The sequence below is a fragment of the Gilliamella sp. App2-1 genome (assembly GCF_001690255.1).
In the GTDB taxonomy this organism is placed as follows: Bacteria; Pseudomonadota; Gammaproteobacteria; order Enterobacterales; family Orbaceae; genus Gilliamella; species Gilliamella apicola_G.
In genome coordinates, this window is sequence record NZ_LZGR01000043.1 from 26,523 (window position 1) to 50,573 (window position 24,051).

General features: G+C 35.8%; 24 protein-coding genes. 12 read left to right on the forward strand and 12 right to left on the reverse strand.

Annotated features, from left to right (window positions below; translation table 11 throughout):
• Positions 1–18 precede the first annotated feature (18 nt).
• The 5 genes from rplJ to pgk form a co-directional block, all read right to left on the reverse strand.
• Positions 19–516 (reverse strand): 50S ribosomal protein L10, encoded by a 498-nt coding sequence (gene rplJ / locus A9G22_RS05270; RefSeq protein WP_065561374.1) that lies wholly within the window; start codon positions 514–516, stop codon positions 19–21.
• 229 nt (positions 517–745) lie between these two features.
• Entirely contained in the window at positions 746–1,450 is a 705-nt protein-coding gene (rplA, locus tag A9G22_RS05275) for a 50S ribosomal protein L1 (protein ID WP_065586587.1), read from the reverse strand.
• Between the two features lie 3 nt (positions 1,451–1,453).
• Complete coding sequence (rplK, locus tag A9G22_RS05280) at positions 1,454–1,882, reverse strand: 50S ribosomal protein L11 (protein ID WP_065586588.1); 429 nt, start codon at positions 1,880–1,882, stop codon at positions 1,454–1,456.
• A gap of 187 nt (positions 1,883–2,069) precedes the next feature.
• Complete coding sequence (fbaA, locus tag A9G22_RS05285; RefSeq protein ID WP_065587031.1) at positions 2,070–3,149, reverse strand: class II fructose-bisphosphate aldolase; 1,080 nt, start codon at positions 3,147–3,149, stop codon at positions 2,070–2,072.
• 73 nt (positions 3,150–3,222) lie between these two features.
• On the reverse strand, positions 3,223–4,386 hold the full coding sequence (gene pgk, locus A9G22_RS05290; protein ID WP_065586589.1) for a phosphoglycerate kinase: 1,164 nt from the start codon (positions 4,384–4,386) through the stop codon (positions 3,223–3,225).
• Between the two features lie 224 nt (positions 4,387–4,610).
• Between pgk and rpsT the strand changes: the two genes are divergently transcribed.
• From rpsT to dtd, 4 genes are all read left to right on the forward strand, one after another.
• Positions 4,611–4,874 carry a 30S ribosomal protein S20 gene (gene rpsT, locus A9G22_RS05295; protein WP_025316521.1) on the forward strand — a complete coding sequence of 88 codons (264 nt, stop codon included), beginning with the start codon at positions 4,611–4,613 and terminating at the stop codon, positions 4,872–4,874.
• 185 nt (positions 4,875–5,059) lie between these two features.
• Entirely contained in the window at positions 5,060–5,602 is a 543-nt protein-coding gene (locus A9G22_RS05300) for an SPOR domain-containing protein (RefSeq protein WP_141669984.1), read from the forward strand.
• Positions 5,603–5,617: 15 nt separating this feature from the next.
• Positions 5,618–6,460, forward strand: a complete 843-nt coding sequence (locus tag A9G22_RS05305; protein ID WP_065586591.1) for a virulence factor BrkB family protein — start codon at positions 5,618–5,620, stop codon at positions 6,458–6,460.
• A gap of 7 nt (positions 6,461–6,467) precedes the next feature.
• The gene (gene dtd, locus A9G22_RS05310) at positions 6,468–6,902 is read left to right on the forward strand and encodes a D-aminoacyl-tRNA deacylase (RefSeq protein ID WP_065586592.1); all 435 of its coding nucleotides are present in this window, start codon (positions 6,468–6,470) and stop codon (positions 6,900–6,902) included.
• Positions 6,903–7,155: 253 nt separating this feature from the next.
• On the opposite strand, the gene metA is transcribed toward dtd, so the two are convergent.
• The 6 genes from metA to rne form a co-directional block, all read right to left on the reverse strand.
• On the reverse strand, positions 7,156–8,088 hold the full coding sequence (gene metA, locus A9G22_RS05315; RefSeq protein ID WP_065586593.1) for a homoserine O-acetyltransferase MetA: 933 nt from the start codon (positions 8,086–8,088) through the stop codon (positions 7,156–7,158).
• A 213-nt stretch (positions 8,089–8,301) separates the two neighbouring features.
• Entirely contained in the window at positions 8,302–9,114 is an 813-nt protein-coding gene (locus A9G22_RS05320) for a peptide ABC transporter ATP-binding protein (protein ID WP_065586594.1), read from the reverse strand.
• 23 nt (positions 9,115–9,137) lie between these two features.
• Positions 9,138–10,127 carry a putrescine export ABC transporter ATP-binding protein SapD gene (gene sapD / locus A9G22_RS05325; protein ID WP_065586595.1) on the reverse strand — a complete coding sequence of 330 codons (990 nt, stop codon included), beginning with the start codon at positions 10,125–10,127 and terminating at the stop codon, positions 9,138–9,140.
• Between the two features lie 2 nt (positions 10,128–10,129).
• Positions 10,130–10,990 carry an ABC transporter permease subunit gene (locus A9G22_RS05330; protein WP_065586596.1) on the reverse strand — a complete coding sequence of 287 codons (861 nt, stop codon included), beginning with the start codon at positions 10,988–10,990 and terminating at the stop codon, positions 10,130–10,132.
• Positions 10,983–11,834 (reverse strand): ABC transporter permease subunit, encoded by an 852-nt coding sequence (locus tag A9G22_RS05335; protein ID WP_176700234.1) that lies wholly within the window; start codon positions 11,832–11,834, stop codon positions 10,983–10,985. Before A9G22_RS05335 ends, A9G22_RS05330 begins: the two co-directional genes overlap by 8 nt.
• A gap of 154 nt (positions 11,835–11,988) precedes the next feature.
• A complete protein-coding gene (gene rne, locus A9G22_RS05340) occupies positions 11,989–14,676 on the reverse strand; it encodes a ribonuclease E (protein WP_065586598.1) in 2,688 nt (895 codons plus the stop codon).
• 740 nt (positions 14,677–15,416) lie between these two features.
• Between rne and syd the strand changes: the two genes are divergently transcribed.
• The 7 genes from syd (at position 15,417) to A9G22_RS05375 (ending at position 21,875) form a co-directional block, all read left to right on the forward strand.
• Positions 15,417–15,950, forward strand: a complete 534-nt coding sequence (gene syd / locus A9G22_RS05345; RefSeq protein WP_065586599.1) for a SecY-interacting protein — start codon at positions 15,417–15,419, stop codon at positions 15,948–15,950.
• A gap of 127 nt (positions 15,951–16,077) precedes the next feature.
• Complete coding sequence (locus A9G22_RS05350; RefSeq protein ID WP_065586600.1) at positions 16,078–17,253, forward strand: amino acid aminotransferase; 1,176 nt, start codon at positions 16,078–16,080, stop codon at positions 17,251–17,253.
• Between the two features lie 528 nt (positions 17,254–17,781).
• A complete protein-coding gene (gene purB, locus A9G22_RS05355) occupies positions 17,782–19,143 on the forward strand; it encodes an adenylosuccinate lyase (protein WP_065587032.1) in 1,362 nt (453 codons plus the stop codon).
• Positions 19,140–19,664, forward strand: coding sequence for a GNAT family N-acetyltransferase (locus tag A9G22_RS05360; protein WP_141669985.1), 525 nt, complete (start codon positions 19,140–19,142; stop codon positions 19,662–19,664). Before purB ends, A9G22_RS05360 begins: the two co-directional genes overlap by 4 nt.
• The gene (locus A9G22_RS05365; RefSeq protein WP_065586601.1) at positions 19,661–20,443 is read left to right on the forward strand and encodes an amino acid ABC transporter substrate-binding protein; all 783 of its coding nucleotides are present in this window, start codon (positions 19,661–19,663) and stop codon (positions 20,441–20,443) included. The genes A9G22_RS05360 and A9G22_RS05365 overlap by 4 nt, the downstream gene beginning before the upstream one ends.
• Positions 20,440–21,111 carry an amino acid ABC transporter permease gene (locus tag A9G22_RS05370; protein WP_065586602.1) on the forward strand — a complete coding sequence of 224 codons (672 nt, stop codon included), beginning with the start codon at positions 20,440–20,442 and terminating at the stop codon, positions 21,109–21,111. The genes A9G22_RS05365 and A9G22_RS05370 overlap by 4 nt, the downstream gene beginning before the upstream one ends.
• Before the next feature lie 11 nt (positions 21,112–21,122).
• Complete coding sequence (locus tag A9G22_RS05375; protein ID WP_065586603.1) at positions 21,123–21,875, forward strand: amino acid ABC transporter ATP-binding protein; 753 nt, start codon at positions 21,123–21,125, stop codon at positions 21,873–21,875.
• Positions 21,876–21,916: 41 nt separating this feature from the next.
• On the opposite strand, the gene A9G22_RS05380 is transcribed toward A9G22_RS05375, so the two are convergent.
• Positions 21,917–23,275: an MmgE/PrpD family protein gene (locus A9G22_RS05380; RefSeq protein WP_065586604.1), complete on the reverse strand. Its 1,359-nt coding sequence runs from the start codon at positions 23,273–23,275 to the stop codon at positions 21,917–21,919.
• Positions 23,276–23,502: 227 nt separating this feature from the next.
• Between A9G22_RS05380 and folK the strand changes: the two genes are divergently transcribed.
• On the forward strand, positions 23,503–23,988 hold the full coding sequence (gene folK / locus A9G22_RS05385; protein ID WP_065586605.1) for a 2-amino-4-hydroxy-6-hydroxymethyldihydropteridine diphosphokinase: 486 nt from the start codon (positions 23,503–23,505) through the stop codon (positions 23,986–23,988).
• The last annotated feature ends 63 nt before the right edge of the window (positions 23,989–24,051 follow it).

A 24,051-nucleotide genomic window follows, 5' to 3' on the forward strand; every position in this document is an offset into this window, starting at 1 on the left:
TCATAATCAAACTGACAATTAAGCAGCTTCTTTTTGATCACGAACCGCCGCAAGAGTACGAACCAGTTTGCCAGCTGCGGCTTCTTTCATGGTTGACATCAAGCGAGCTAATGCTTCTTCATAAGTAGGTAATGTTGCTAAGCGATCAATGTTCGCTGCAGTAATCAACTCACCTTCAAAGGCTGCGGCTTTAATCTCAAATTTTTCATTTTCTTTCGCAAACGCTTTAAAAATACGCGCAGCGGCACCTGGGTGCTCATTTGAAAATGCAATTAGAGTTGGACCAACAAACGTATCTTTTAAACACTCGTATTGAGTACCCTCAACAACACGGCGCAATAGCGTATTACGAACAACACGCATATAAACACCCGCTTCACGAGCAGATTTACGTAATGCAGTCATTTTTTCTACAGTTACGCCACGAGAATCAGCAACAACTGCAGATAGCGCACCTTTGGCGATTTCATTAACTTCAGCAACAATTTCTTGTTTATTTTGAAGATTTAGTGCCATTGGTATTGCTCCTGGATTATACTAGGCGAAGCCTAGACTTAATTTAACTAGTTACAAATGTAGCTAGCACAACCACGATGAGCAGAATCCTTCTATTATATCTTATCAGGTTCTGTCACCGTCTACGTAGGGAAATTAAGTAGTTAAACATCAACCACACCTACGGTCTTGAACGGGGTCTGGTTAAGGCCAGACACCAACCGATTTCTTTGTTTAACGATAAAAATCATTAAACAGTTGCATTTAATGTTGCTTGATCAATAGCGACACCAGCGCCCATTGTAGTAGAAAGACTCACCTTCTTAACAAATACACCTTTAGAAGATGCTGGTTTTGCACGTTTTAACGCAACAAGTAATGCTTCTAAATTTTCTTTAAGCTTATCTGCATCAAAATCAGCTTTACCGATAGTTGTATGGATAATACCATTTTTATCATTACGGTAACGAATCTGACCTGCTTTAGCATTTTCTACAGCTTCAGCAACATTAGGGGTAACAGTTCCATCTTTAGGGTTTGGCATTAAACCACGCGGTCCTAAAATTTGACCTAATTGACCAACAACACGCATAGCGTCAGGTGATGCAATAACAACATCAAAATCCATTTCGCCTTTTTTGATTTGATCAGCAAGATCGTCCATACCTACTAAATCAGCACCCGCTTCTTTAGCTAATTCTGCTTTTGCTCCTTGAGTAAATACAGCAACGCGCACACTACTGCGTCCAGTACCATGTGGAAGCACAATTGCACCGCGAACATTTTGGTCTGATTTACGCGAATCGATACCTAAATTAACGGCAACGTCAACACTTTCTGTGAATTTAGCGGTAGCAAGTTCTTTTAATAAAGCGATAGCTTCATTAATTTCATATTGCTTAGTCGCATTCACTTTTTCGCGGATAAGTTTAGCTTTCTTAGATAATTTAGCCATTGGTTAACCCTCCACTTCCAAACCCATTGAACGAGCTGTTCCTTCAATAGAACGCATCATCGTTTCAATGGTAGCACCATTCATATCTGCAGCTTTTAATTCAGCGATTTCGCGAATTTGTGCAATCGTCACTTTACCTACCTTTTTCTTGTTAGGTTCGCCAGAACCAGACTTGATTTTAGCGGCTTTCTTTAATAAAACTGCAGCCGGAGGCGTTTTAGTTACGAATGTAAATGAACGGTCTGAATAAACTGTAATTACAACAGGAATTGGTAATCCTTTTTCCATGCTTTCTGTTTTTGCATTAAACGCTTTACAGAATTCCATGATATTAACACCGTGTTGACCAAGAGCTGGACCAACTGGTGGACTAGGATTCGCTGCACCAGCTGCAACTTGCAACTTAATGTAAGCTTGTACTTTCTTTGCCATTTTTAGTTTCCTTTTCTCGGGTGCAAACGCCTCTATTAATAATTAATATTAATAAATAGACAGCTCCCCTAAGTTAAATGAGGGCAGGATTATCCGATAATTCAAATAAAAATGCAAGATTTATTTGAATTATCGGATAATCAAAAGCAAGGTAAACACCTTGCTTTTACTCTAAATAACTTAAACATTAAAGAACATTAACTGCGTTAAGCTCTTTGAATGCAAGTTCTAAACGAGCAACTAAAGAATCTTGTCCTTTGCGTAGCCATACACGCGGATCGTAGTATTTTTTATTTGGAGCATCAACACCTTCTGGATTACCTAATTGGCCTTGTAGATAGGCCTCATTTGCTTTGTAGTAATCTAAAACACCCGCCCAGTTAGCCCATTGAGTATCTGTATCAATATTCATTTTGATTACACCATAACTGACTGCTTCAGCAATTTCTTCTGGCGTTGAACCTGAACCACCGTGGAAAACAAAATTCAATGATTTTGCAGGTAAATTGAACTTTTCTGATACATATTTTTGTGAATTATCTAGAATTTTTGGTGTTAATTTTACATTACCTGGTTTATAAACACCATGCACATTACCAAATGATGCAGCAATAGTAAAACGAGGACTGATGGCACTTAAACGCTCATAAGCATAAGCTACATCTTCTGGTTGAGTATAAAGTGCTGAGCTATCCATATGACTATTATCAACACCATCCTCTTCGCCACCAGTACATCCCAATTCTAACTCTAAAGTCATTTTCATTGCTGACATACGAGCAAGATATTGACAACAAATATCAATGTTATCTTTTAGTGACTCTTCTGAAAGATCAATCATATGAGATGAAAACAATGGTTTACCAGTTTTAGCAAAATGAGTTTCACCAGCATCAAGTAATCCATCTACCCATGGAAGTAATTTTTTAGCACAATGATCAGTATGAACAATAACCGGTACACCATATTTTTCTGCTACAAGATGAACATGTTTTGCCCCAGAAATTGCACCTAAAACAGCGCTTTCTTGACCTTCTAATTTCAGACCTTTACCTGCAATAAACTGAGCACCACCATTTGAAAATTGAACAATGACTGGTGATCCAACTTTAGCAGCAGTTTCAATAACCGCATTGATTGTATTTGTATCAACACAATTTACAGCTGGTAATGCAAAGTTATTATCACGAGCAATTTGAAACACTTTTTGAACATCATCACCAGTGACAACACCAGGTTTAACAACATCAGAAATCTTAGTAACCATCTTATTACCTATAAATTTATTTATAAAAATTAAAGAATGAGTCATTAACTCATCCTTTTACTAAACTTCAATTCTACGCTTTTGCTCTATCTTCTAACATCGCAACAGCAGGTAGTTTTTTGCCTTCAACAAATTCAAGGAAAGCTCCGCCACCAGTTGAAATATAAGAGATTTTATCTTCAATACCAAATAGATCAATTGCAGCTAATGTATCACCACCACCAGCGATTGAAAAACCTTCGCTATCGGCAATTGCTTTCGCTACAATTTCAGTGCCACGGCGAAAATTAGGGAACTCAAAAACACCCACAGGACCATTCCATAAAATAGTTTTCGCGTTTTTGATGACATTTGCTAATACTTCTGCTGATTTATCACCTAAATCAAGAATTTGTTCATTTTCTTTAACATCTTGAACTGATTTTTCAGTAGCTACGGCTGTTTCACTAAATTCAGTTGCAACACGGACATCGGTTGGAACAGGGATTTCACAGTTAGCCATTAATTTTTTAGCTTCTGGAATTAAATCTACTTCATAAAGCGATTTACCTACATTATAACCTTCAGCAGCAATAAAGGTATTAGCAATACCTCCTCCAACAATAATGTGATCAGCAATTTTTGATAGCGAATCAAGTACGGTTAATTTTGTTGATACTTTAGAACCAGCAACGATAGCAACCATTGGTCTTGCTGGATTATCTAGCGCTTTACCTAACGCATCAAGCTCAGCTGCTAATAATGGACCAGCGCAAGCAACCGGTGCAAATTTACCCGCACCATGAGTCGAAGCTTGTGCTCGGTGAGCAGTACCAAACGCATCCATTACATAAATATCACAAAGAGCAGCATACTTTTTAGATAAAGCTTCATCATCTTTACCTTCACCTACATTGAAACGGACGTTTTCTAGTACAACTAATTCGCCTTCTTTTACATCTACGCCATTAAGATAATCTTTTACTAAACGAACAGGGAATGACACATGTTCTTTTAAATAATCAACAACAGGTTGTAAAGAGAACTCTGGGTTATACTCTCCTTCTGTTGGACGCCCAATATGAGAGGTAACCATTACCTTAGCACCTTTTCTAATTGCCTCTTCAATAGTAGGTAATGACGCTTTAATACGCGCATCGGAAGTGACCTTACCATTTTTAACTGGCACATTAAGATCTGAGCGAATAAATAAACGTTTCCCTTTTAGATCAAGATCTTGCATTCTAATAATAGACATGATACTCCCTCTTATAAAATATAAATATAATAAAACTTTTGCTATTCTAACATAAAATTTCTGTTTAGGTTATAGACATTCCCGGTCAAATAACAAACACTTATAATGAATATAAAATTTCCTAATCATATTTTTTATCCAGTGCCATTGACAATAGAAAGAAAATCAGGCATATTTTGCCACCTTATTAATATCTAATTTTTATCTAAACTTGGGAGTTGACTTTGGCTAATATCAAATCAGCTAAGAAACGTGCGGTTCAATCCGAAAAGCGCCGTAAACATAATGCTAGCAACCGTTCAATGATGCGTACTTATATCAAAAAAGTTTACGCAGCTGTTGCTGCTGGTGATAAACAAACAGCTGAAGTAGCATTCAAAGACATGCAAGCAGTTGTTGACCGTCAAGCGGCTCGTGGCTTAATTCATAAAAATAAAGCTGCACGTCATAAAGCGAATTTAATTAAACAAATTAAAGCATTGGCTTAATGCGATTATTTGTTAACTATCATAGTTAAAGAAAAATGACAAAAAGTGGTGTAAGCCACTTTTTTTATATACAAGTTATTTTGCAATGTTAATAAAATAGAAGAGAGTCTATTGTGGTTCAGCGTGATTATGTTAGAAAAAAGAGCCAATCAAAAAAAAATAAGTCACGAAACAAGCCTAAGTTAATGATATTTTTGGCTATTATCATCATTATTCTATTTTCTGCTATTCTTTATTTTATTGCCAATAATGCTCCCCAAAAAAATATTGAACCTCGAAAAGCAAAAACTCAGACACCCGTGATAACGCTACCAGAACAACCACAAGAACGTTGGACATACCTTAAAGAATTAGAAACCCCTAATGCAAACTATGGATCAATATCAAGTTCTACTGCTGGTGAACGACAACAAATTCTAGATAGTTTTATTAAGAATGCTCGTACTGTTGCACCTTCTTTACAAGAAAATACTGCAATACAAAATCAATCTTCAAATGTAACACCAACTATTACAACTAAATGGTTATTACAATGTGGAGCATTTAAGGATAAATCTAATGCTGACACACTAAAAGCTAAACTTGCAATGACAGGTATTCGCGGTAATATTTCTTCAGGACAATTATATCGAGTTACAGTGGGACCTTATACAAGTAAACAAGAAGCAAATAAGGTATTAAACTCATTAAATAGTAATGGATTTAATAATTGTATTATTTCTAACTAAAATAGAAAGAAGCTAATGAAATCACTGACGCAAATACAGATCTTTATGAAATTATTATGGAATCGTATTAACAACGATCGACTTACAACCTCTTCTGCTGGGCTTGCTTATACCACCATACTTGCACTAGTACCACTTATTACCGTTATTTTTTCTTTATTGTCTGCTTTTCCAATGTTTGATGAAGTTAGCCATTCATTAAAAAAATTGATTTATAATAACCTTGTTCCTACTGCTAGTGATACCATCCAAAATTATCTAGAACAATTTATCTCCAATACAAGAAAAATGACCTTTGTCGGGATAATAGGTTTAATTGTTACTTCCTTATTGTTGATCAACTCAATTAATACAGCACTTAATCATATTTGGAAAACCGAACGTAAACGTTCATTCATGTACAACCTAACCATGTATTGGACAATATTAACCTTGGGCCCTATTTTAGTTGGATCTAGTGTAGCAGTTAGTTCTTATATCTTTTCGCTAAAATGGCTATCAACAGTAACAACAGGCAACATATTACTTAATTTCCTACCATTTGTTATTTCTGTGATTGGTTTTTGGTTACTTTATAGCATTATTCCGACCGAATCTGTTCCTTTTAAAGAATCGATACTTGGTGCGCTTGTCGCTGCAGTGTTATTTGAATTCGGTAAACGTGCATTTGCACTGTATGTTACTTCGTTTCCAACTTATCAACTCATTTATGGAGTAGTATCATCGATCCCCATTATGTTAGTTTGGATCTATTTTTCTTGGTGTATTGTTTTGTTCGGTGCTGAATTTGCCGCAACATTGACTGACTATAACCGACAAAAAAAACACGTTGTTAACAATCCCCCTTTACCAGAGTAATTAATTTATGATCGCCTTAATCCAACGAGTAAAACAAGCTAGTGTTACAGTAGACAATAACATTATTGGACAGATTAATCAAGGACTGCTGATTTTACTTGGTATTGAGCAAGACGATAATGAGCAGAAAGCAATCCGTTTATGTGAAAAGGTATTAGGCTATCGCATTTTTAGTGATAATGAAGGGAAAATGAATCTAAATGTTAACCACGTTAACGGCGAAGTATTAGTTGTTTCTCAATTCACCCTAGCAGCAGACACTAAAAAAGGAATGCGACCAAGCTTTACTAAAGGCGCTAACCCTGATGAAGCAAATAGGCTTTATCAGTTTTTTGTCGAACAATGCCAACAAAAAATAACAACTCAAACAGGTCAATTTGCGGCCGACATGCAAGTATCTTTGATTAATGATGGGCCTGTGACATTTTGGTTACAAGTTTGATAATATAACCAAACCACATTCAGATAATACTTCGTAAACTTTACCAATTGTTATTTAAATTAGGCACTAAATTAAGCAAAAATAGTTTCTTTGCTCATTTTTTGTTTATGCCATAGACGTGAGCTATATATTCATTTAAAGACTCGCTTTTCTAGGCTATTGTTAGCTAAATCTAGCAATAGCCTAACAAGATCCAATTACAGCATATAACCGACCACAATATATAAAGCCAAATACAATTTAGCTGAATTTATTAGTCATCAATCGTTAAATCTCGAGTAGTTAAATCAAATGGAGTTAACTGGTAAACGTAATAGTTAAGCCAATTACTAAATAATAGATAAGCATGGCTGCGCCACGTTGCTTTTGGCTCAACATCGGGATTATTATCAGGAAAGTAATTATAAGGAATATTTGGACTAATACCTGCCTTTAAGTCACGAAAATATTCATTAGCTAATGTAAATGAATCATATTCGGGATGTCCTGTTACAAAAGCCATACGTTTATCAGGGGTTGCCATTAAGTAAGGTCCTGTAATATCAGACGTTGCTAAAATGGATAGATCTGTGTAATTTATAATTTTATCAATTGGAAAATCAGCATAACGCGAATGAGGCGCTAAAAAGGTATCATCAAAGCCACGCGTTAAAATTGCATTAGGTTGAACAATTTGGTGCTGAAAAACACCCGATAACTTATGTGCTCGAGTGAATTTAGGTAAATCATATAAGACATTTAATGCAGCTTGAACCGCCCAACAAACAAACATTGTTGAGGTGACATGATCTTTTGCCCAAGCAATAATTTCGGATAATTTAGGCCAATACACAACATCCGAAAAAGCCACTTTCCCTAGTGGAGCGCCAGTTATAATTAGCCCATCAAAATTCTGTTCACGAATATCATCAAAATCACAATAAAAACTGTTTAAATGTTCGACAGGTGTATTTTTTGACTCTCGTTGATCAATACGCAATAATTGAATATCAACTTGTAAAGACGAATTAGAAAGTAAACGTAAAAATTGATTTTCAGTCTCGATTTTTTTAGGCATGAGGTTTAAAAAAAGGAGCTTAAGTGGACGAATTTCTTGAGTATTAGCTCGTGATGAGGTCATAACAAATACATTCTCATTACGTAACACATCAACAGCGGGTAATGAGTCAGGAATACAAATAGGCATAACAAAAGCTCCTATAATGGTAAGTTATTTTTAAACATCAGAAATAGACGTCTAGAAATCTATACAGCTAAATATAGAGCCTTTTATGTTATTTGTCGAGATTTTTTATATAACAAATTCATTAGAACAATTAGATTAAAAGTAGGTAAATAATCCAAATAAAATGATCATTACCTCACGCGCTAAAATGCAAATGATAGATAGTTTTATTAACTAAAAAGCACGCGTATCGGTACGCCATGTATCAGCAGTAAGTGCTTCACCAAAGTAACTATTTATCAATTTTTGGGTAATATCACTTAGCGGCGAAGCCAATACTTCAGCAGTATTACCAGACTCAACAAGATCGCCATTGTGCATAACCAAAATTTCATCGCTGATATGTTTCATCATCCCAATATCTTGAGTGACATATACATAAGAAATATTTTGTTCAGCTTGTAATGTCAACATTAAATTGACAATTTGTGAACGCATCGAAATATCTAATGCCGCTAAGGCTTCGTCTAAAATTATTACTTTGGGTTTTAAAATCAATGCTCGAGCTAATGCCACACGTTGCTTTTGCCCCGCCGCCATCACAGAAGGGTAATAAGAGGCATGTTCAGGTAACAATCCAACTTGTTTTAATACACCGCTAATTAACTTTTCACGTTCATGAGCACCATAATTAGCATTACGCTTTAAGGGGATCTCAAGCAATTGACCAATACGTAATCTCGGATCAAATGAACTTTCTACGTGCTGAAATATCATCCGAATCAGTTGACAACGGTGACTATAATCACCGTATTGAACTTTATTACCATCAATCCAAATATCGCCATTATCAGGTTTTATCATACCAACTAACATTTTTGCCAGCGTTGACTTTCCTGAGCCATTTTGCCCAATAATTGCAAGAGTTTTACCTTCATTAAGAGAAAATGATAATGGCTTGACTGCATCAATGCGTATATGTCCTAAAAGACCTTTAGGAATTTTAAATTGCTTAGATAAGTTACGTACTTTTAATATTGGATTCATCGTGTATTCCTATTCATTTACGGTTACTCATCAGTATTTAACGGAAAATGACAGGCTACAAAATGATCTTTTATCGTTATCAATTCTGGAGCCAAAATACACTTCTTTTGGGCATAAGGGCATCGTGGTCCTAATCGACAGCCTATGGGTAAATGCTCCAATGATGGAATCACTCCGGGTAACGTATTTAACGGGCTTTTATGTGGCATGGCTTTACCAAAATCAGGGATAGCATAAATCAGCGCCTGAGTATAAGGATGATAAGGTGATTTAATTAAATCTTCACTATTAGCAACTTCAACGGTTTGTCCGCAATATAGGACATTGATACGATCAGTCCATCTGGTTACCATTTGTAAATCATGGCTGATAAGCAAGATAGTAGTCCCCATATTTTGATTCATACTAGCGAGCAACCTAAAAATTTGTGCTTCGGTAGTGGCTTCCATTGCATTTGTTGGTTCATCAGCAATAAGTAGCTTTGGCTGATTAGCCAACGCAATGGCTATCATGACTTTCTGACATTCGCCTTCGGTTAATTCAAACGGATAGGACTTTAATATCTCTTTGTGATTCTTAATTCCTACCCGATGCAATAACTCAATCGCTCGATGCTTACGCCAAAATAATCGCTGCCACCAATGCCCTTTAAATGTTCTTCTTGGAATTGCAGTGATTAACTGTTGCCCAACTTTCATAGAGGGATCTAAACAAGATTGTGGTTCTTGAAATATCATAGAGATATTAGCACTAATCACTTTTCGACGTTGTCTAGGTGAGAGTTTAAGTAAATCAATATCATTAAAATAAATACGATCGGCTGAAATCTTCCAGTTATGATTAGTTACCCCTAAGATAGCTTTAGCGATAAGGCTTTTTCCTGAGCCTGATTCACCAACCAAGCCTCGAATTTCACCTTCTGACAACTTCAAATTAACCCGATCAATTGCGCGCAAAAGACCCTCTGGCGTAATAAACTCAATGGTTAAATTTCGAATATCTAATAATGCCATCATTAAGTTCCTGCTCTTCGGCCATATAATCCAAAGTTGAATAAATATACCAAAATAATTGTAGCTGAAACCGCAATTCCTGGAGATAAAAAGGCCAAATAATTAATAGCAATGATATCTTTCATTTGAAACATCATCATTCCCAAATCCGGACGGGAAACATCATTAGCAAAGCCTAAAAAAGTTATTGTGGTAACTGACAAAATAACCGATCCAAACAATGAAACAATTTCGGTCAGATAAAGAGGTAAAATGTTAGGTAGAATATAATGATTTAAAATTGAAAACGAAGATAGTCCATCAAGTCTATAGGCCGTAATATAAGTTTTATTCCATTCGTTGATAACACGTTGATGGATATTGTAAATAAAGCGTGGGGAATAAGATAATCCAATCACCAATAACATATTAGTAATATTATCTTTTAATAATAAGCTAATCACAATCACACCAAGTAACGGCGGTACAACCATACAGAATTTAAAAATAAACAATACAAAAGGGCGTATAAATGATATAAAAAACATTAAGTAATTAATTACTCCGCCAATGGCAACCACATAAAATACTGCTTTTAACGTCATTGTCATAGTTGAACGATAACCAATTAACAAATAATTAAAAATATCTTGCCCTTTCGCGTTGGTACCGAGTATATGATTGATATCACCGCTAGACCACCAAGCAGGTGGCAATAAAGCTGGGTAACTAGGGTTTAAATGGGCATGAAAAAACCATTGAGTTGATAATGCTATAAATGTAATCGCCAATATGCCATAAAAGCCAACAATTAAGTAAAAATTACTGTGCAACCGACTAAAGCTTAACTTTATACCTTTTATTAACCTAGCTAGCCTAGACATAATGTTCCTTATGACGCAAAGGATAAATAACAACAGCCGAAATTTCACCTAATAGTGCTAATAAACTGATAACAGTGCCACAAGCTAGAATGGCAATAGAAATAATAAAATAATTATGATGGTGATAAGCACTCATCACCCACTGCCCTAGTCCTTCTCGATTATATAAAATTTCTATCACCATGGTAGAAAACAACAATGTAGTTGTATTATATGTTAACTGTGGAATGGTTGCAGGAATAGAATTAGGTAATAAATGCCGACGTAAAATTTTAAAAAGCGATCTTTCTCGAATAATTGCCATTTTTATAAAGTTTTGACGTGAGATACTTTTTACTGATTGGCTTACTAATTGGATAGTCATAATACTTGGCTGAATTGCCAAAATAAGCATAGGTAAAAGCAAATAGCGAAATTGCTCTAGTAATAGGCGCATCTTATCATCACTTGAAGAAAACAAAATGTCCAATAATGAAGTACCTGTTTCGGTTGGAGATAAGTGAAAATTCAATGATACTGTCCATGAAGGAGATATCAGGAACATAATAATAACAACAAGTAAGACTAATGGGCATGAATAAAGTAATAAACATCCTAGGCGAATTGTGTTATTTAACCAATGAATATTACTCAGACCAAGAAAGATCCCTAAAGGTAATCCAATAAGCAACGTAACAAGTAAAGCTAAGATACAAAGTTCAAAAGTAGTAGAAATTGTATGAAAAAAATGTACTTTTTCTCCAGATATTAGCGTAAATTGACCTTGTAGTAATTGCTGAAAAAAAGCTCTATATGCATCAATAAAACTAGGTTCACCTAACATTGAATAAGGCGAAAAATACACAAGACAAAAGCTTATCTGAGCTAGAACGCAGATAATAAATAAAAACGTTACTATTTTCTTAAAAATATAGATAATCATTGTTTATCTTTATCGAAGTTAAGAAGTATTAAAACAACGGTGACATATATCACCGTTATTTTAATATATTATAAGATTAATCGATTATCACCGGTTTACTTACTGCGGCATAAGCATGATCTTGTGCACTTAAACCGCCAGCATTTCCTTTACCTTCAAAACGATAATCTGACTCTTCACGTGATTTTATTCCAATAGCAGAAGTCACATATTCAGGAGCAGGTGCTTTAGTCATTGCTGAAGAAGAGTAGCCTGTTGATTGTAAATCATTAGTTAGCAAACCAACATCATTACTATTTTGCTCATCAACTTGAAAATCTTCTTGTGCATTTATGAATAAAGAACTTTTGGATACTTCATCCATGCTAGCTGTATCAACACTATTGACATCCTCTTCATTTTTAACAATGACAGGCAGTAAAAGCGAAGGGATAACCGGTACCTTAATACTTGATTCATCATTATTTATTCGACTGTAATCAACAATAACACGACCTAAAGCTAATTCTAATGATGCTGCAGCAAACGGCAACGGCATTGGTGACTGTTTTAGTTCTACATTACGAGCACGGCGTTTATTACGTTGACCATTCATTCGTAAATGTCTTGAAGTACGACGCTGACGTTTTGGTTGAAATTCCGTTGCAATATTGTTTTCAGTTGGTTCAGGTACAATAATGGGTAATAATAAAGAAGGAATAATAACTCTTTCTTGTTCAGTTTCCACCATACTATCACTATTTTTTATGCGAATACTTCTAGTTAATACCCGTTGTTGACGTCTTGGTTTAGCTTCACGCTGTTTTGGTTGTACAGTTTCAACAACTTTATCTGTCTTAAGATTATTTGCAGAGTTTGTCAAATTAGTACTTGCATTAGTATTTTGTTTAGTTCTACGGCTATTATTTCGACTTGATTCTTTCACCTCTTCAGTAGTACCTGTCGCAACAATATTAGTATTACTAGCCACACTATTGTTTCGGTTATTACGTTGACGTCGATTGTTTGCTCGTTGATTATCTCGTCTTTTGGCTATTTTTGTTTTAACCTCTGGCTCGGGTTCTGCTGTTTCTGTAACAAACAGTTTACGTAACTTACCAAATAATCCACTAAACAACCCACCTGATTTTTTAGTTTTTGACTCTATCTGTTCTTTTGATGCTGCACAAGCCTCAACTTTAGGGCCTGATAATACCGCTTGTTCCACAACAACTTCAACAGCTAGTTGGTCATCTTCCTCCTCTTCAAGCTCACGAATCAGTTTTGGGAGATGATAACTCAGTACGTCTGTTTCTTCTCCTCTACGCTTACGAATTACTTTATATAGAGGTGTTTCCATCTCTTCATCGCCAGCAATCACAATTTTGACATCAGGATGCATACTTTCAATATTGGTGATAGCGCGACGTTTTTCATTGAGTAAATAGCTCGCTATTGGTACTGGAACAATGACATCGATTTGTACAGTATTATCTTTCATTGCCTCTTCTTGAATTAAACGAAGAATAGATAAAGACAATGAATTATTGTCACGAACAGTACCTGTTCCTTGACAACGAGGGCATATATGATGAGTTGCTTCGCGTAATGAAGGGCTTAATCGTTGACGAGACATTTCGAGCAAACCAAAGCGTGAAATACGAGTCGTTTGAATACGCGCACGATCAGTTTTCATGGCTTCTTTAAGGCGATTTTCTACTTCACGCTGATTACGAACTGGGGTCATATCAATAAAATCGATAACAATCAAACCACCTAAGTCTCGTAAGCGTAGTTGGCGAGCTATTTCTTCGGCTGCTTCAAGATTAGTATTAAATGCGGTTTCTTCAATATCACTACCGCGAATTGATTTAGCAGAGTTAATATCAATTGCTGTAAGCGCTTCTGTCGCATCAATCACAATTGAGCCACCAGAAGGTAAGCGAACTTCACGCTGGAATGCCGACTCAATCTGACCTTCAATTTGGAAATGATTAAATAATGGTACATCACCCTCATAAAGCTTTAAGCGACTGACATACTCAACACGTCCTAAATCTGCTAACCGTTTTTTAGCAATTTCAAGCACTTTGGGATTATCAATTAAAATATCACCAACATCATCACGTAAATAATCACGAAATGCGCGAGTGATAATATCACTTTCTTTATGAATTAAACTAGGTGCAGGATGCTTTTTTGCTTCATTTTGAATGGCTGCCCAATAGGTAACTAATGCATCTAAATCTTGTTGTAACTCTTCTTGACTTTTACCCACCCCTGCAGTTCGGGCTATCACACCCATACCTTTAGGTTTTTCGATAGCATCAATAATACGTTTAAGATCGGCTCGTTCTTCACCTTCTATGCGACGCGAAACTCCGCCAGCACGAGGATCATTAGGCATCAACACTAAATAGCTGCCAGCTAAACTAATATAGGTGGTTAAAGCCGCACCTTTTTTGCCCCGAATCTCTTTTTCAATTTGGATAAGAACTTCTTGACCTTCTTGTAGGTGTTTAATACTACGCCGTCCAGAAATATTAGATGGAAAATAACTTTCAGCAATCTCTTTTAAAGGTAAAAATCCATCGCGCTCGCCACCATAAGAAACAAATGCGGCTTCTAAACTTGGATTGATTTTAGTGATTTTACCTTTATAAATATTGGCTTTCTTTTGTTCATGCCCAAGGCTTTCAATATCTAAATCATACAATCTTTGACCATCAACAAGCGCAACGCGCAGCTCTTCTTGCTGGGTTGCGTTGATTAACATTCTTTTCATTATTCTACACTCTTCATTAGTCTGAATTAACTGTAGGTAGAATCTTATTATTGATAAGTGGTTATTTTAACAATGATGAATAATGGTACTTAACTAAATATTTGTATACGGCATTCATTATTTTATTTGTGTTATTTTTGTTATTATTTTATGTGAATCCGATACCGCTTACACAACATCAATATAACAAGCAAAATATTAAATTAAAAAGCACTAAATACTTTGCAAAAAACCTAATTTTATAATTTATTGACACTATTAATATGGTTAATAAGCAAACCTCTGCGTCTTACCGGTTTTGGCAAACAAACTAAATCTTTATGCAATTGTTTAAAATAAACAGATTATCTAATTATAATGATTCTACTTACGCGATTTTATTTTGACAAACTGTAATGTCTAACGCCATTGCTGCATTACAAGGATAAAATTATCCGTCTCTATTATTAACGTTTCAGTCAAGGATAGCAAGTAAATTAAACTAGATATTTTACAAACAGTTAAGGATTCATTTTTCGTTATTTTTAACGAACGTTTACCGTATTATAAATAACTTATTTGATTTGCTTAAAGTTTTATATTAAAACACCTAATCACCTATTACCTCTTTACAATCTTTTACTTTACAAATTACCTAATTAATAAAAAATGAAACGTTGAGGTAATTATGCATTGCAAAACTTAATCAGTATAATGACGATTAAATAACATAATAATTTGAATATGAGATACATTTGTCCATGAACTCTGCTTATAAAATTGCCTTACTTGATTTTACTACTCTTTGGATTGACCAGTTTAAGTATGCACCACAAAGCGAAGAATTGCATGCTATTCCCTCGCCTTGTATTTTAAAAACTGAATATCTCACGGTATTTTGGCAACCATTTTTATTGGAGCCGCCAAGAGATCTTACGATTGTTGAACAAGTTGTCGGTATCACTTTACATCCCAGTGCTCACATTTTTTATGGAACACAATATGCAGGCAATATGACAGCTAAGTTTGCCAACACTCATTTAACTTTAATTCAAGCATGGAATGATGATGATTTTTCAACTTTAGAACAAAATTTAATAGCTCATTTATCTCAGCAAAAAAGATTAAAACGAATACCGACTATTTTTATTGCTTCGACAGATGACAGCACAACAATTATTTCATTAAACAATTTAACAGGCGAAGTAGTAAAAGAAGATTTGATTACGGGAGAATTAATAACATTAGCTAATGATTTGATTTCATTTTTTAATCAGCTTATAGTTTTTTACTAAATATAGGAATGTTAAAAATAAAGAATGCTTATAAAAATCTATTTATAGTATGCTTTTTTCGAAATTGTAACTTACAAAATAATGTGTATATAATGCGGTGATACCAATTGGATGAAATAGGTGAATTATGTTTGAAAATTTAACAGCAGCACCGGCAGATCCCATTTTAGGGCTGGCCGATCTTTATAATAAAGATGAACGCATCAATAAAATTAATTTAAGTGTCGGTATTTATAAAGATGAAACGACCAAAACACCTATTTTAGAAAGTGTGAAAAAAGCAGAACATTTTTTATTAAATGACGAAATTACCAAAAGTTACTTACCTATTGATGGTGTCAATACCTTCAATATTGTAACGCAAATTTTACTTTTTGGTCGTGAAAATGAACGAGCAAGAACTGCACAAGCGCCTGGCGGAACAGGGGCCTTACGCATAATGGCGGATTTTTTAGCCCGCCGGACTAAAGTAAAACGCGTTTGGGTAAGCAATCCAACTTGGCCAAATCATCGTAGTGTATTCCAAACTGCTGGTCTTGAAGTACATCAATACCATTATTACAGTGCACACACTCACACTTTTGATTTTGATGCCATGATGAGCAGCTTAAGCCAAGTTACCGCTGGTGAAGCAGTGTTGTTCCATGGTTGCTGTCATAACCCAACCGGTATTGACCCAACCCCAGAACAATGGCAAGCTATATCGGATCTTGCCTTAAAAAATGGTTGGTTGCCACTGTTTGATATAGCTTATCAAGGCTTTGGACAAGGTATAGAAGAAGACGTCTATGGGCTACGATTATTTGCTAATAACCATCCAGAGCTACTTATTGCTAGCTCATATTCAAAAAATTTTGGTCTCTATAATGAACGCGTAGGCGCATTCACGCTAATTGCTGCAAATACTGAAATTGCCGATCGCGCCTTTAGTCAAGTCAAAACAATTATTCGCGCTAATTACTCAAATCCACCTGCTCATGGTGCTAAAATCGTCTCTTACATTTTAAACAATGAAGAATTAAAAGAAGAGTGGATTGATGAGTTAACTGGTATGCGACAACGCATTCACCGCATGCGACAACTATTTGTAAAAACATTACAAGATAAAGGAGCCAATCAAGATTTTAGCTTCATCGCCAAACAAAACGGGATGTTCTCGTTCAGTGGTTTGAACGAAGAGCAAGTGCTTAAATTACGTAATGATTATGGCATCTACATCGTTAATTCAGGGCGTATCAATGTGGCAGGCATGACATTAGATAACATGTCTAGACTTTGCGAATCGATTGTTCAAGTGCTATAAAAATTGTAATAAACAATTACTAGAACATTGTTAATGCTATTGTTTAGGTCACAAGAAAAACACGCAAATAACTAGCGTGTTTTTCTTTGATCTTTTAAATTTGAGATAATTTTGATTATTAAAAGACATTTAGAAAAATACTGATTTTATTTATTTTTAATATTTTTCCAAACCACTTATCTAAATAAAAGATAAACAAAATTTTTTCTTTCTTTTCGCCTAGCTTATCCTAATTAGTTAATTTTATTTTTAACTCTTATTAAAACGATAGTTAACAACATGAAGCAAAAAAAATCAAATAAAATCAATTGGTTTTCTGAACGATTTTTGCAAAGAGATGAACTTGTTTAGCGCCTCCCCTCCACTCAAAAAGTATTCTGATTATGACTTAAATCACTCAAATTGCCCATTTCTATTAATCTTTTATTCCAATTAGTTATATCCATAGACAAACAGATTATTAGACGATCTCCCAATAATTACGAATAATTATTTAACCGGATAATAACCATGATTGAGGATAGTTTGGTGGCGTCACATATTTTAGATTTTTTAATTTTAGGCAATAACTTTGGTACAAGCGAAATGAGATCGATCTGGTCAGAGCAAAATCGCTTGCAAAAACAAGTAGAGGTCGAAGTCGCTTTAGCTAAAGCAGAAGGCGAGCTAGGCGTTATTCCAACCGAAGCAGCCAATGCAATCATAGCCAAAGCCGATGCATCTAAACTATCAATTGAACACATTGCCGAAGAAGCAGCAAAAGCCAAACACTCGTTAATGTCGACCATTAACGCACTACAAAAACAAGTCGGTGATGCCGGTCAATATATTCATTACGGAGCGACCACACAAGATATTGTCGATACCGCAACTGTTTTACAATTAAAACAATCATTTGAAGTCATTGAACGCGATAGTAAACAAGTGGCACTCGAACTAAAACGTTTAGCCAAACAGTATCAATATTTACCCATGGTTGGGCGTACACATGGCATGCAAGCACTTCCCACAACCTTTGGTTTTAAACTTGCGGTATGGTTAGATGAATTTATTCGGCACTTACAACGTTTAAGCGAAATCAAACAACGGGTATTAGTCGGTAATATTAGTGGCGCAATTTGTACTTATGCATCAATGGGCAAGCTAGGACCACAAGTAGAATCGCGAGCGTTAATGTTACTCGGACTAAATACCCCTAATATTGGTTGGCAAGCAGCTCGTGATCGTTTTTCTGAATATGCATCAGTCATCGCACTAATCAGTGGCACATTAGGCAAAATAGGTAATGAATTTTATAACTTGATGCGTACTGAGATTAACGAAGTCGAAGAACCTTTCTCGGCAGGAAAAATTGGCTCAACCACCATGCCACATAAACGCAACCCAGCAGCATTAGAAGGTTTAGCCAGTTTGACGGCTCCACTTTTAAAAAGCGTCGCGTTAATTCACGAATCAATGCAAGTTGAACATGAACGCGATGCCATGAGTTGGCGTGCCGAATGGATCGCACTACCCGAAATTAACCTTTACATTTCAGCGCAATTGCAAACAGCCCTTGCCGTGCTTAAAGGTCTTAAAGTCAATGCTGATCGGATGTTGGCCAATTTATCACTGCAAAATGGCTTGCTGTTATCAGAAAAAGTGATGTTCGAAATCGGTAAGCGATTAGGCAAACAAACCGCTCATCAGCTGGTTTATCAAAGCGCTATGAAAGCGTTTGAACAAAATCGACCATTTAAAGAGATATTATTAGAAGATCCAAGCTTGAACCAAATATTGACCGAATCGGAACTTGATACTTGGTTAGATCCAATTAACTATCTTGGCTCTGCTCCTGAAAAAGTAGCACAAGTCATTCAATATGCTCAACAGTGTGGAGTATTAGCATGAGCTTTCGCTTAATGACTGATAAAGATATTCCAGCTTATCAGGCACTACTGCATAGTGCTTATCAAGCCACAACTGAATTAGGCATTCATTTTGCCGCAGCGACAGTCATGCAACCGCAGATTGCTGAGCATATTGCATCGAATGCCGTGTATCTATTTGAAAAAGATGATGAGCTACTATCAACCTTAAGCATTCGCTTTCCGTGGGGCAATAACCCAGGACCTTATGGGTTACCCCATTTAGGTTGGTTTGCAACCGATCCACGTTATAAAGGTCAAGGCTATGGTAATGTATTATGGGATTTTGTTGAACAGCAAATTTTAATTAACCAACTAAAGTTACCCGCTGTCACGTTAGGCACTGCCGCAAATCATCCATGGCTTGCCCAAACGTATATGAATAAAGGTTATAAAAAAATAGGGCAAGCGGATTTAACACCCGATCATACCACGCTCTATTTTGAAAAAATCTTAAATCATAAAAGCTACACCGAATGGAAAAAAAGGAGTAATCAACAATGAAAAAAATAACCTCGTTACTATCCGCACTTTTATTAACTAGCCTAACCTTAATGGGTTGCGATAATCAATCCAACCATCAAGCCATAGAGCAAAATATTATTAAAGTGGGTTCTACAGGACAGAGCTACCCAAACGGTTATGAACAAGATGGCAATTTAGTCGGATTTGATGTTGAGGTTACCGAAGCGATTGCCAAAGAATTAGGCTATAAAGTCGAATGGGTCATTGCGGAATTTGGTGGATTGATGGGACAATTTGATACCGGACGATTAGATACTATTGCCAATGCGGTTGCAATTACACCTGCTCGTCAAGCCAAATATGATTTTTCGAACACCTATAGCTTTTATGGTAGCCAAATTGTGACTCACAAAGATAACAATGATATCAATCAATTAACTGATTTTAAAGGCAAAACTATTGCGGGTGTGCTAGGCTCAAATCATATAAACAATCTAAAAAAAGCCTTTCCTAACAATGAAATCACCATCAAGACCTATGAAACGCGAGATGGCGCAATATATGACACAGAGTATCAACGCGTTGATGGTTATGTCAATTCAAAACCGATATTACTGGCTGAAATTAAGCGTAAAAATCTACCGTTCAAATTAGTCGGTGACCCCATTACTATTGAGCAAGTCGCATTTCCATTTAGTAAAGATGAAAAAGGACAAGCACTGCGTGAAAAATTCAATCAAGCCATCGAAAAGTTACGCACTAATGGCACATTGAAAAATCTGGCAATTAAATATTTTGGCGAAGATATTACCTTATGAATTTTAATGTAAACTATTTTTTAAGTGTGTTTCCGCAGATATTGCCTTATCTGCCGGTTACCCTTTTTATTACCATCGTATCGATTATGTTTGCCATTATATTAGGGCTAGCGATTGCATTATTGCGTAGCAATAAAATAATCATTATCGATACTCTTTTTGCACTATTTATATCTCTGTTTCGAGGAATACCATCCGTTGTTTTACTGTTTATTATTTATTACGGATTACCGCAGATTTTTCCTGTTTTAAAACAAATGGGGGCAACAACGGCAGCCATTATCTGCTTTAGTTTAAAATATTCATCCTATTTAGCCGAAATTTTCCGAGCAAGTCTAGAGTCCGTTGATCACGGGCAGAAAGAAGCGGGACTAACAGTAGGATTAAGTAAAATACAAGTTTATCGCGGTATTATACTGCCTCAAGCCATGGTTAGTGCCTTACCCAACACCGGTAATATGTTCATCTCATTGCTTAAAGATTCGTCTGTCGCCTTTTTTGTTGGCGTGCAAGAACTATTAGCAGCCGGAAAAATGTTAACCGCTAACTCATTGCTCTACTTTGAAACCTATTTAGCTGTAGGCATTGTTTACTGGTTGACTGTAGTTATCTATTCTTGGATACAAAAACAGTTAGAACAGAAACTCACTGTACCTTATCATCGTTAAGGAGAAGTGTTATGATTACGGTATCACATTTATCTAAACGCTTTGCTAATAATGAAGTCTTAAAAGAGATCAACCTAAACATCAAACAAGGCGAGGTGGTCGCAATTATTGGACCTTCGGGATCAGGTAAATCGACCTTATTACGTTGTTTAAATTTATTAGAAAAACCGAACAACGGTACCATTCAAATTGGCACAGCGATGCTAGATGCTAAACATTATAGTCATAAAGAAGAAACCCATTTACGCAAGCAATCTGCAATGGTCTTTCAACACTACAACTTATTTAAAAATAAAACCGCATTAGAAAATATCACCTATCCATTAATTGTTGGACAAAAGAAAGATAAAAAAGAGGCCGAACAACTTGGCCTAGCATTATTAGAACGCGTTGGTATGTTATCCTACGCCACACAATATCCCATCACCTTATCTGGTGGTCAGCAACAGCGTGTTGCTATCGCAAGAGCACTTGCGGTCAGACCCAAAGTATTATTATTTGATGAACCAACATCCGCACTCGATCCCGAGCGTGTACACGAAGTATTACAAGTCATGCTACAGCTAGCCAAACAACATATCACAATGATTATCGTGACCCACGAAATGGAATTTGCTAAGTATGTTGCAGACCGAGTTATCTTTATGGCAGATGGCGTAATTGTTGAAGAAGGGCCTGCAAAATCAATAATTGATAATCCACAAAATGAAATAACACAACGTTTTTTACGCCAATTGACTGATGAAATTGATTTTGAAATTTAACGATAAAAAACTGACTTAACCATAAAATTAATTTTTAATTGTTAAAGCGTAAATAGATGTGACAATAAAAATGTATGCAAATCTAAATCGATCGCAAGCGCACGAATATCTTTCAATAAATTATCCGTTGTCTTTTGGTCGCCTACGGCTTTGACCAGCTTCAATGATAATTCGCGCTGACTGTATGGATTTTTTGGCGAACCTTTTGGCATATCAATTCGTTGGATCAACTTTTCGCCGGTGCGATTAAGAATTTCAACAACAACATAACGTTTATTATACGCCTGTGGATGGGGTATAAGTTGTATTTGATAGCTACGTTTCATCTTCTGCATCAATTGTTTTATGCCATTTGAAATTGGTTTTACAGAAAACTGTTCAAAACTAAGTGGCAATCCTAAAAGGGTTAATGCTAAAACATACTCAGCCGAAAAACGCCCTTGTTCAGCAAGCAAAGGCGTTTGATAAATTAACGCGGCATCACTTTGTGGTGGAGAAAAAAAGATAGTAATACGCTCAATCTTATCAACACTAAAGTTAGCATTTCGATAAAGCAATTGCCCCGCATCAGCAATATAAGCTGCAGCCGAACAATAAGAATAATTTTTAAACCATAATCCGGGATCAACAATCTTCCAAGTTTTGCCCCAACGACTTAAATCAAAATGCGTATTACCTTGCCCATAAATAGCCAAAAAACCTAATTTATCATCTAAAAAATCCTGATCAGCATGTATACCCGCTCTTAACCATTCAACCGATTGTATGGCATGCTCAGCTGCGAGCCCAGCATGCAAAAACTTAATCGGCGTACCCATTAACAAACGCATTCCCGATGCTTGAGTCGCAGCTAACGTTAATGCTTGTGATAAAAAAGGTTCATCATAGAGATAACAAATAGCTGCTGTTGCAGCAATCCCGCCTAAAGTCATGGTTGTATGCCAACCTTGTTCATAATGCTGTGGATTGACGCTTTGCCCCAATAAAGCCATCACTTCAATACCAATCACATAAGCCGTTAAAAAACGTCGACCATCAATCTTTTGCTCAGTCTTATCGAATCGAACACTTGCAATGAGTGCGGATAAAATAACGGCAGATGGGTGACCTCGAACATCTGAATGTACATCATCATAATCTAAACAATGCGCTTGAAAGCCATTAAAAAGTGCTGCTTGCCTTGCGCTAGCCAACTTTTTTTGGCCAATTAACCAAGCTCTCGCATTTCCACCTTCATCCGCTATCCATGCTAGCAATTTATAAACATCATCTTCATGGCAAGCTTGTAAAGCGCAAGCAAAATAATCCGTTACCCCATTGATAGCACAATTGATAACTTGTGGGTCACTGATTATTGGCGTATTTTGGATTAAAAAACTTAACTGTTGACCTAAATTCATGCAAAACTCTCAAACTAAGCAAATACGATAAGCGATTAGGAAAATTAGTTTACTTCGAGATAACTAAAATAACCTATCATTAGCTATAAGTTAAAGACTATGTAGTTATATTCTAATAACCCAAAATCATAATGCGTTAGTCATTAATATAATCATTTGGAGCGATTATTTTATATGTTAAAATGGTTTCAACAAAAACAATCAAATCAAAAATTTAACATCTCATTATGTCAACTTGTTATATCGCCTTAGGCAGTAACCTTGAAGATCCATTGGCGCAAGCCAATCGTGCAATTGCGGCATTAAAGCAGCTACCTAACACGACTGTTATGGATATTTCTCCTTTTTATCGCAGTAAGCCACTTGGTCCACAAGATCAAAATGATTATCTTAATGCCGTCATTAAATTGACGACAAATCTATCGCCAATCGCCCTGCTGGATGAACTGCAAACCATTGAAAAAGCGCAAGGTCGGGTACGCAAAGACAACCGTTGGGGAGCAAGAACCTTGGATCTGGATATTTTACTTTATGATGATTTAGTCATTAATAGTGAAAGACTCACTATCCCTCATTATCATATGAAAAATAGGGAGTTTGTACTCTACCCTTTATTTGATATTGCCCCTAATCTTATTTTACCTGACAACGATAAGTTAAAAGATTTAGTTGCTAAATGTCCCAAAAATGATTTGAAAATGTGGAATATTTAATTATTTTTATCAATAACAATCGGTTACATTATTTTTTTATCTAAAGTAAAAAAAAATGATAAA

Coding starts and splice junctions, on each gene's coding strand:
- rplJ (WP_065561374.1), bottom strand. CDS start 516: ATGGCACTAAATCTTCAAAATAAACAAGAAATTGTTGCTGAAGTTAAT.
- rplA (WP_065586587.1), bottom strand. CDS start 1,450: ATGGCTAAATTATCTAAGAAAGCTAAACTTATCCGCGAAAAAGTGAAT.
- rplK (WP_065586588.1), bottom strand. CDS start 1,882: ATGGCAAAGAAAGTACAAGCTTACATTAAGTTGCAAGTTGCAGCTGGT.
- fbaA (WP_065587031.1), bottom strand. CDS start 3,149: ATGGTTACTAAGATTTCTGATGTTGTTAAACCTGGTGTTGTCACTGGT.
- pgk (WP_065586589.1), bottom strand. CDS start 4,386: ATGTCTATTATTAGAATGCAAGATCTTGATCTAAAAGGGAAACGTTTA.
- A9G22_RS05300 (WP_141669984.1), top strand. CDS start 5,060: ATGATATTTTTGGCTATTATCATCATTATTCTATTTTCTGCTATTCTT.
- A9G22_RS05305 (WP_065586591.1), top strand. CDS start 5,618: ATGAAATCACTGACGCAAATACAGATCTTTATGAAATTATTATGGAAT.
- dtd (WP_065586592.1), top strand. CDS start 6,468: ATGATCGCCTTAATCCAACGAGTAAAACAAGCTAGTGTTACAGTAGAC.
- metA (WP_065586593.1), bottom strand. CDS start 8,088: ATGCCTATTTGTATTCCTGACTCATTACCCGCTGTTGATGTGTTACGT.
- A9G22_RS05320 (WP_065586594.1), bottom strand. CDS start 9,114: ATGAATCCAATATTAAAAGTACGTAACTTATCTAAGCAATTTAAAATT.
- sapD (WP_065586595.1), bottom strand. CDS start 10,127: ATGGCATTATTAGATATTCGAAATTTAACCATTGAGTTTATTACGCCA.
- A9G22_RS05330 (WP_065586596.1), bottom strand. CDS start 10,990: ATGTCTAGGCTAGCTAGGTTAATAAAAGGTATAAAGTTAAGCTTTAGT.
- rne (WP_065586598.1), bottom strand. CDS start 14,676: ATGAAAAGAATGTTAATCAACGCAACCCAGCAAGAAGAGCTGCGCGTT.
- syd (WP_065586599.1), top strand. CDS start 15,417: ATGAACTCTGCTTATAAAATTGCCTTACTTGATTTTACTACTCTTTGG.
- A9G22_RS05350 (WP_065586600.1), top strand. CDS start 16,078: ATGTTTGAAAATTTAACAGCAGCACCGGCAGATCCCATTTTAGGGCTG.
- A9G22_RS05360 (WP_141669985.1), top strand. CDS start 19,140: ATGAGCTTTCGCTTAATGACTGATAAAGATATTCCAGCTTATCAGGCA.
- A9G22_RS05365 (WP_065586601.1), top strand. CDS start 19,661: ATGAAAAAAATAACCTCGTTACTATCCGCACTTTTATTAACTAGCCTA.
- A9G22_RS05370 (WP_065586602.1), top strand. CDS start 20,440: ATGAATTTTAATGTAAACTATTTTTTAAGTGTGTTTCCGCAGATATTG.
- A9G22_RS05375 (WP_065586603.1), top strand. CDS start 21,123: ATGATTACGGTATCACATTTATCTAAACGCTTTGCTAATAATGAAGTC.
- A9G22_RS05380 (WP_065586604.1), bottom strand. CDS start 23,275: ATGAATTTAGGTCAACAGTTAAGTTTTTTAATCCAAAATACGCCAATA.
- folK (WP_065586605.1), top strand. CDS start 23,503: ATGTCAACTTGTTATATCGCCTTAGGCAGTAACCTTGAAGATCCATTG.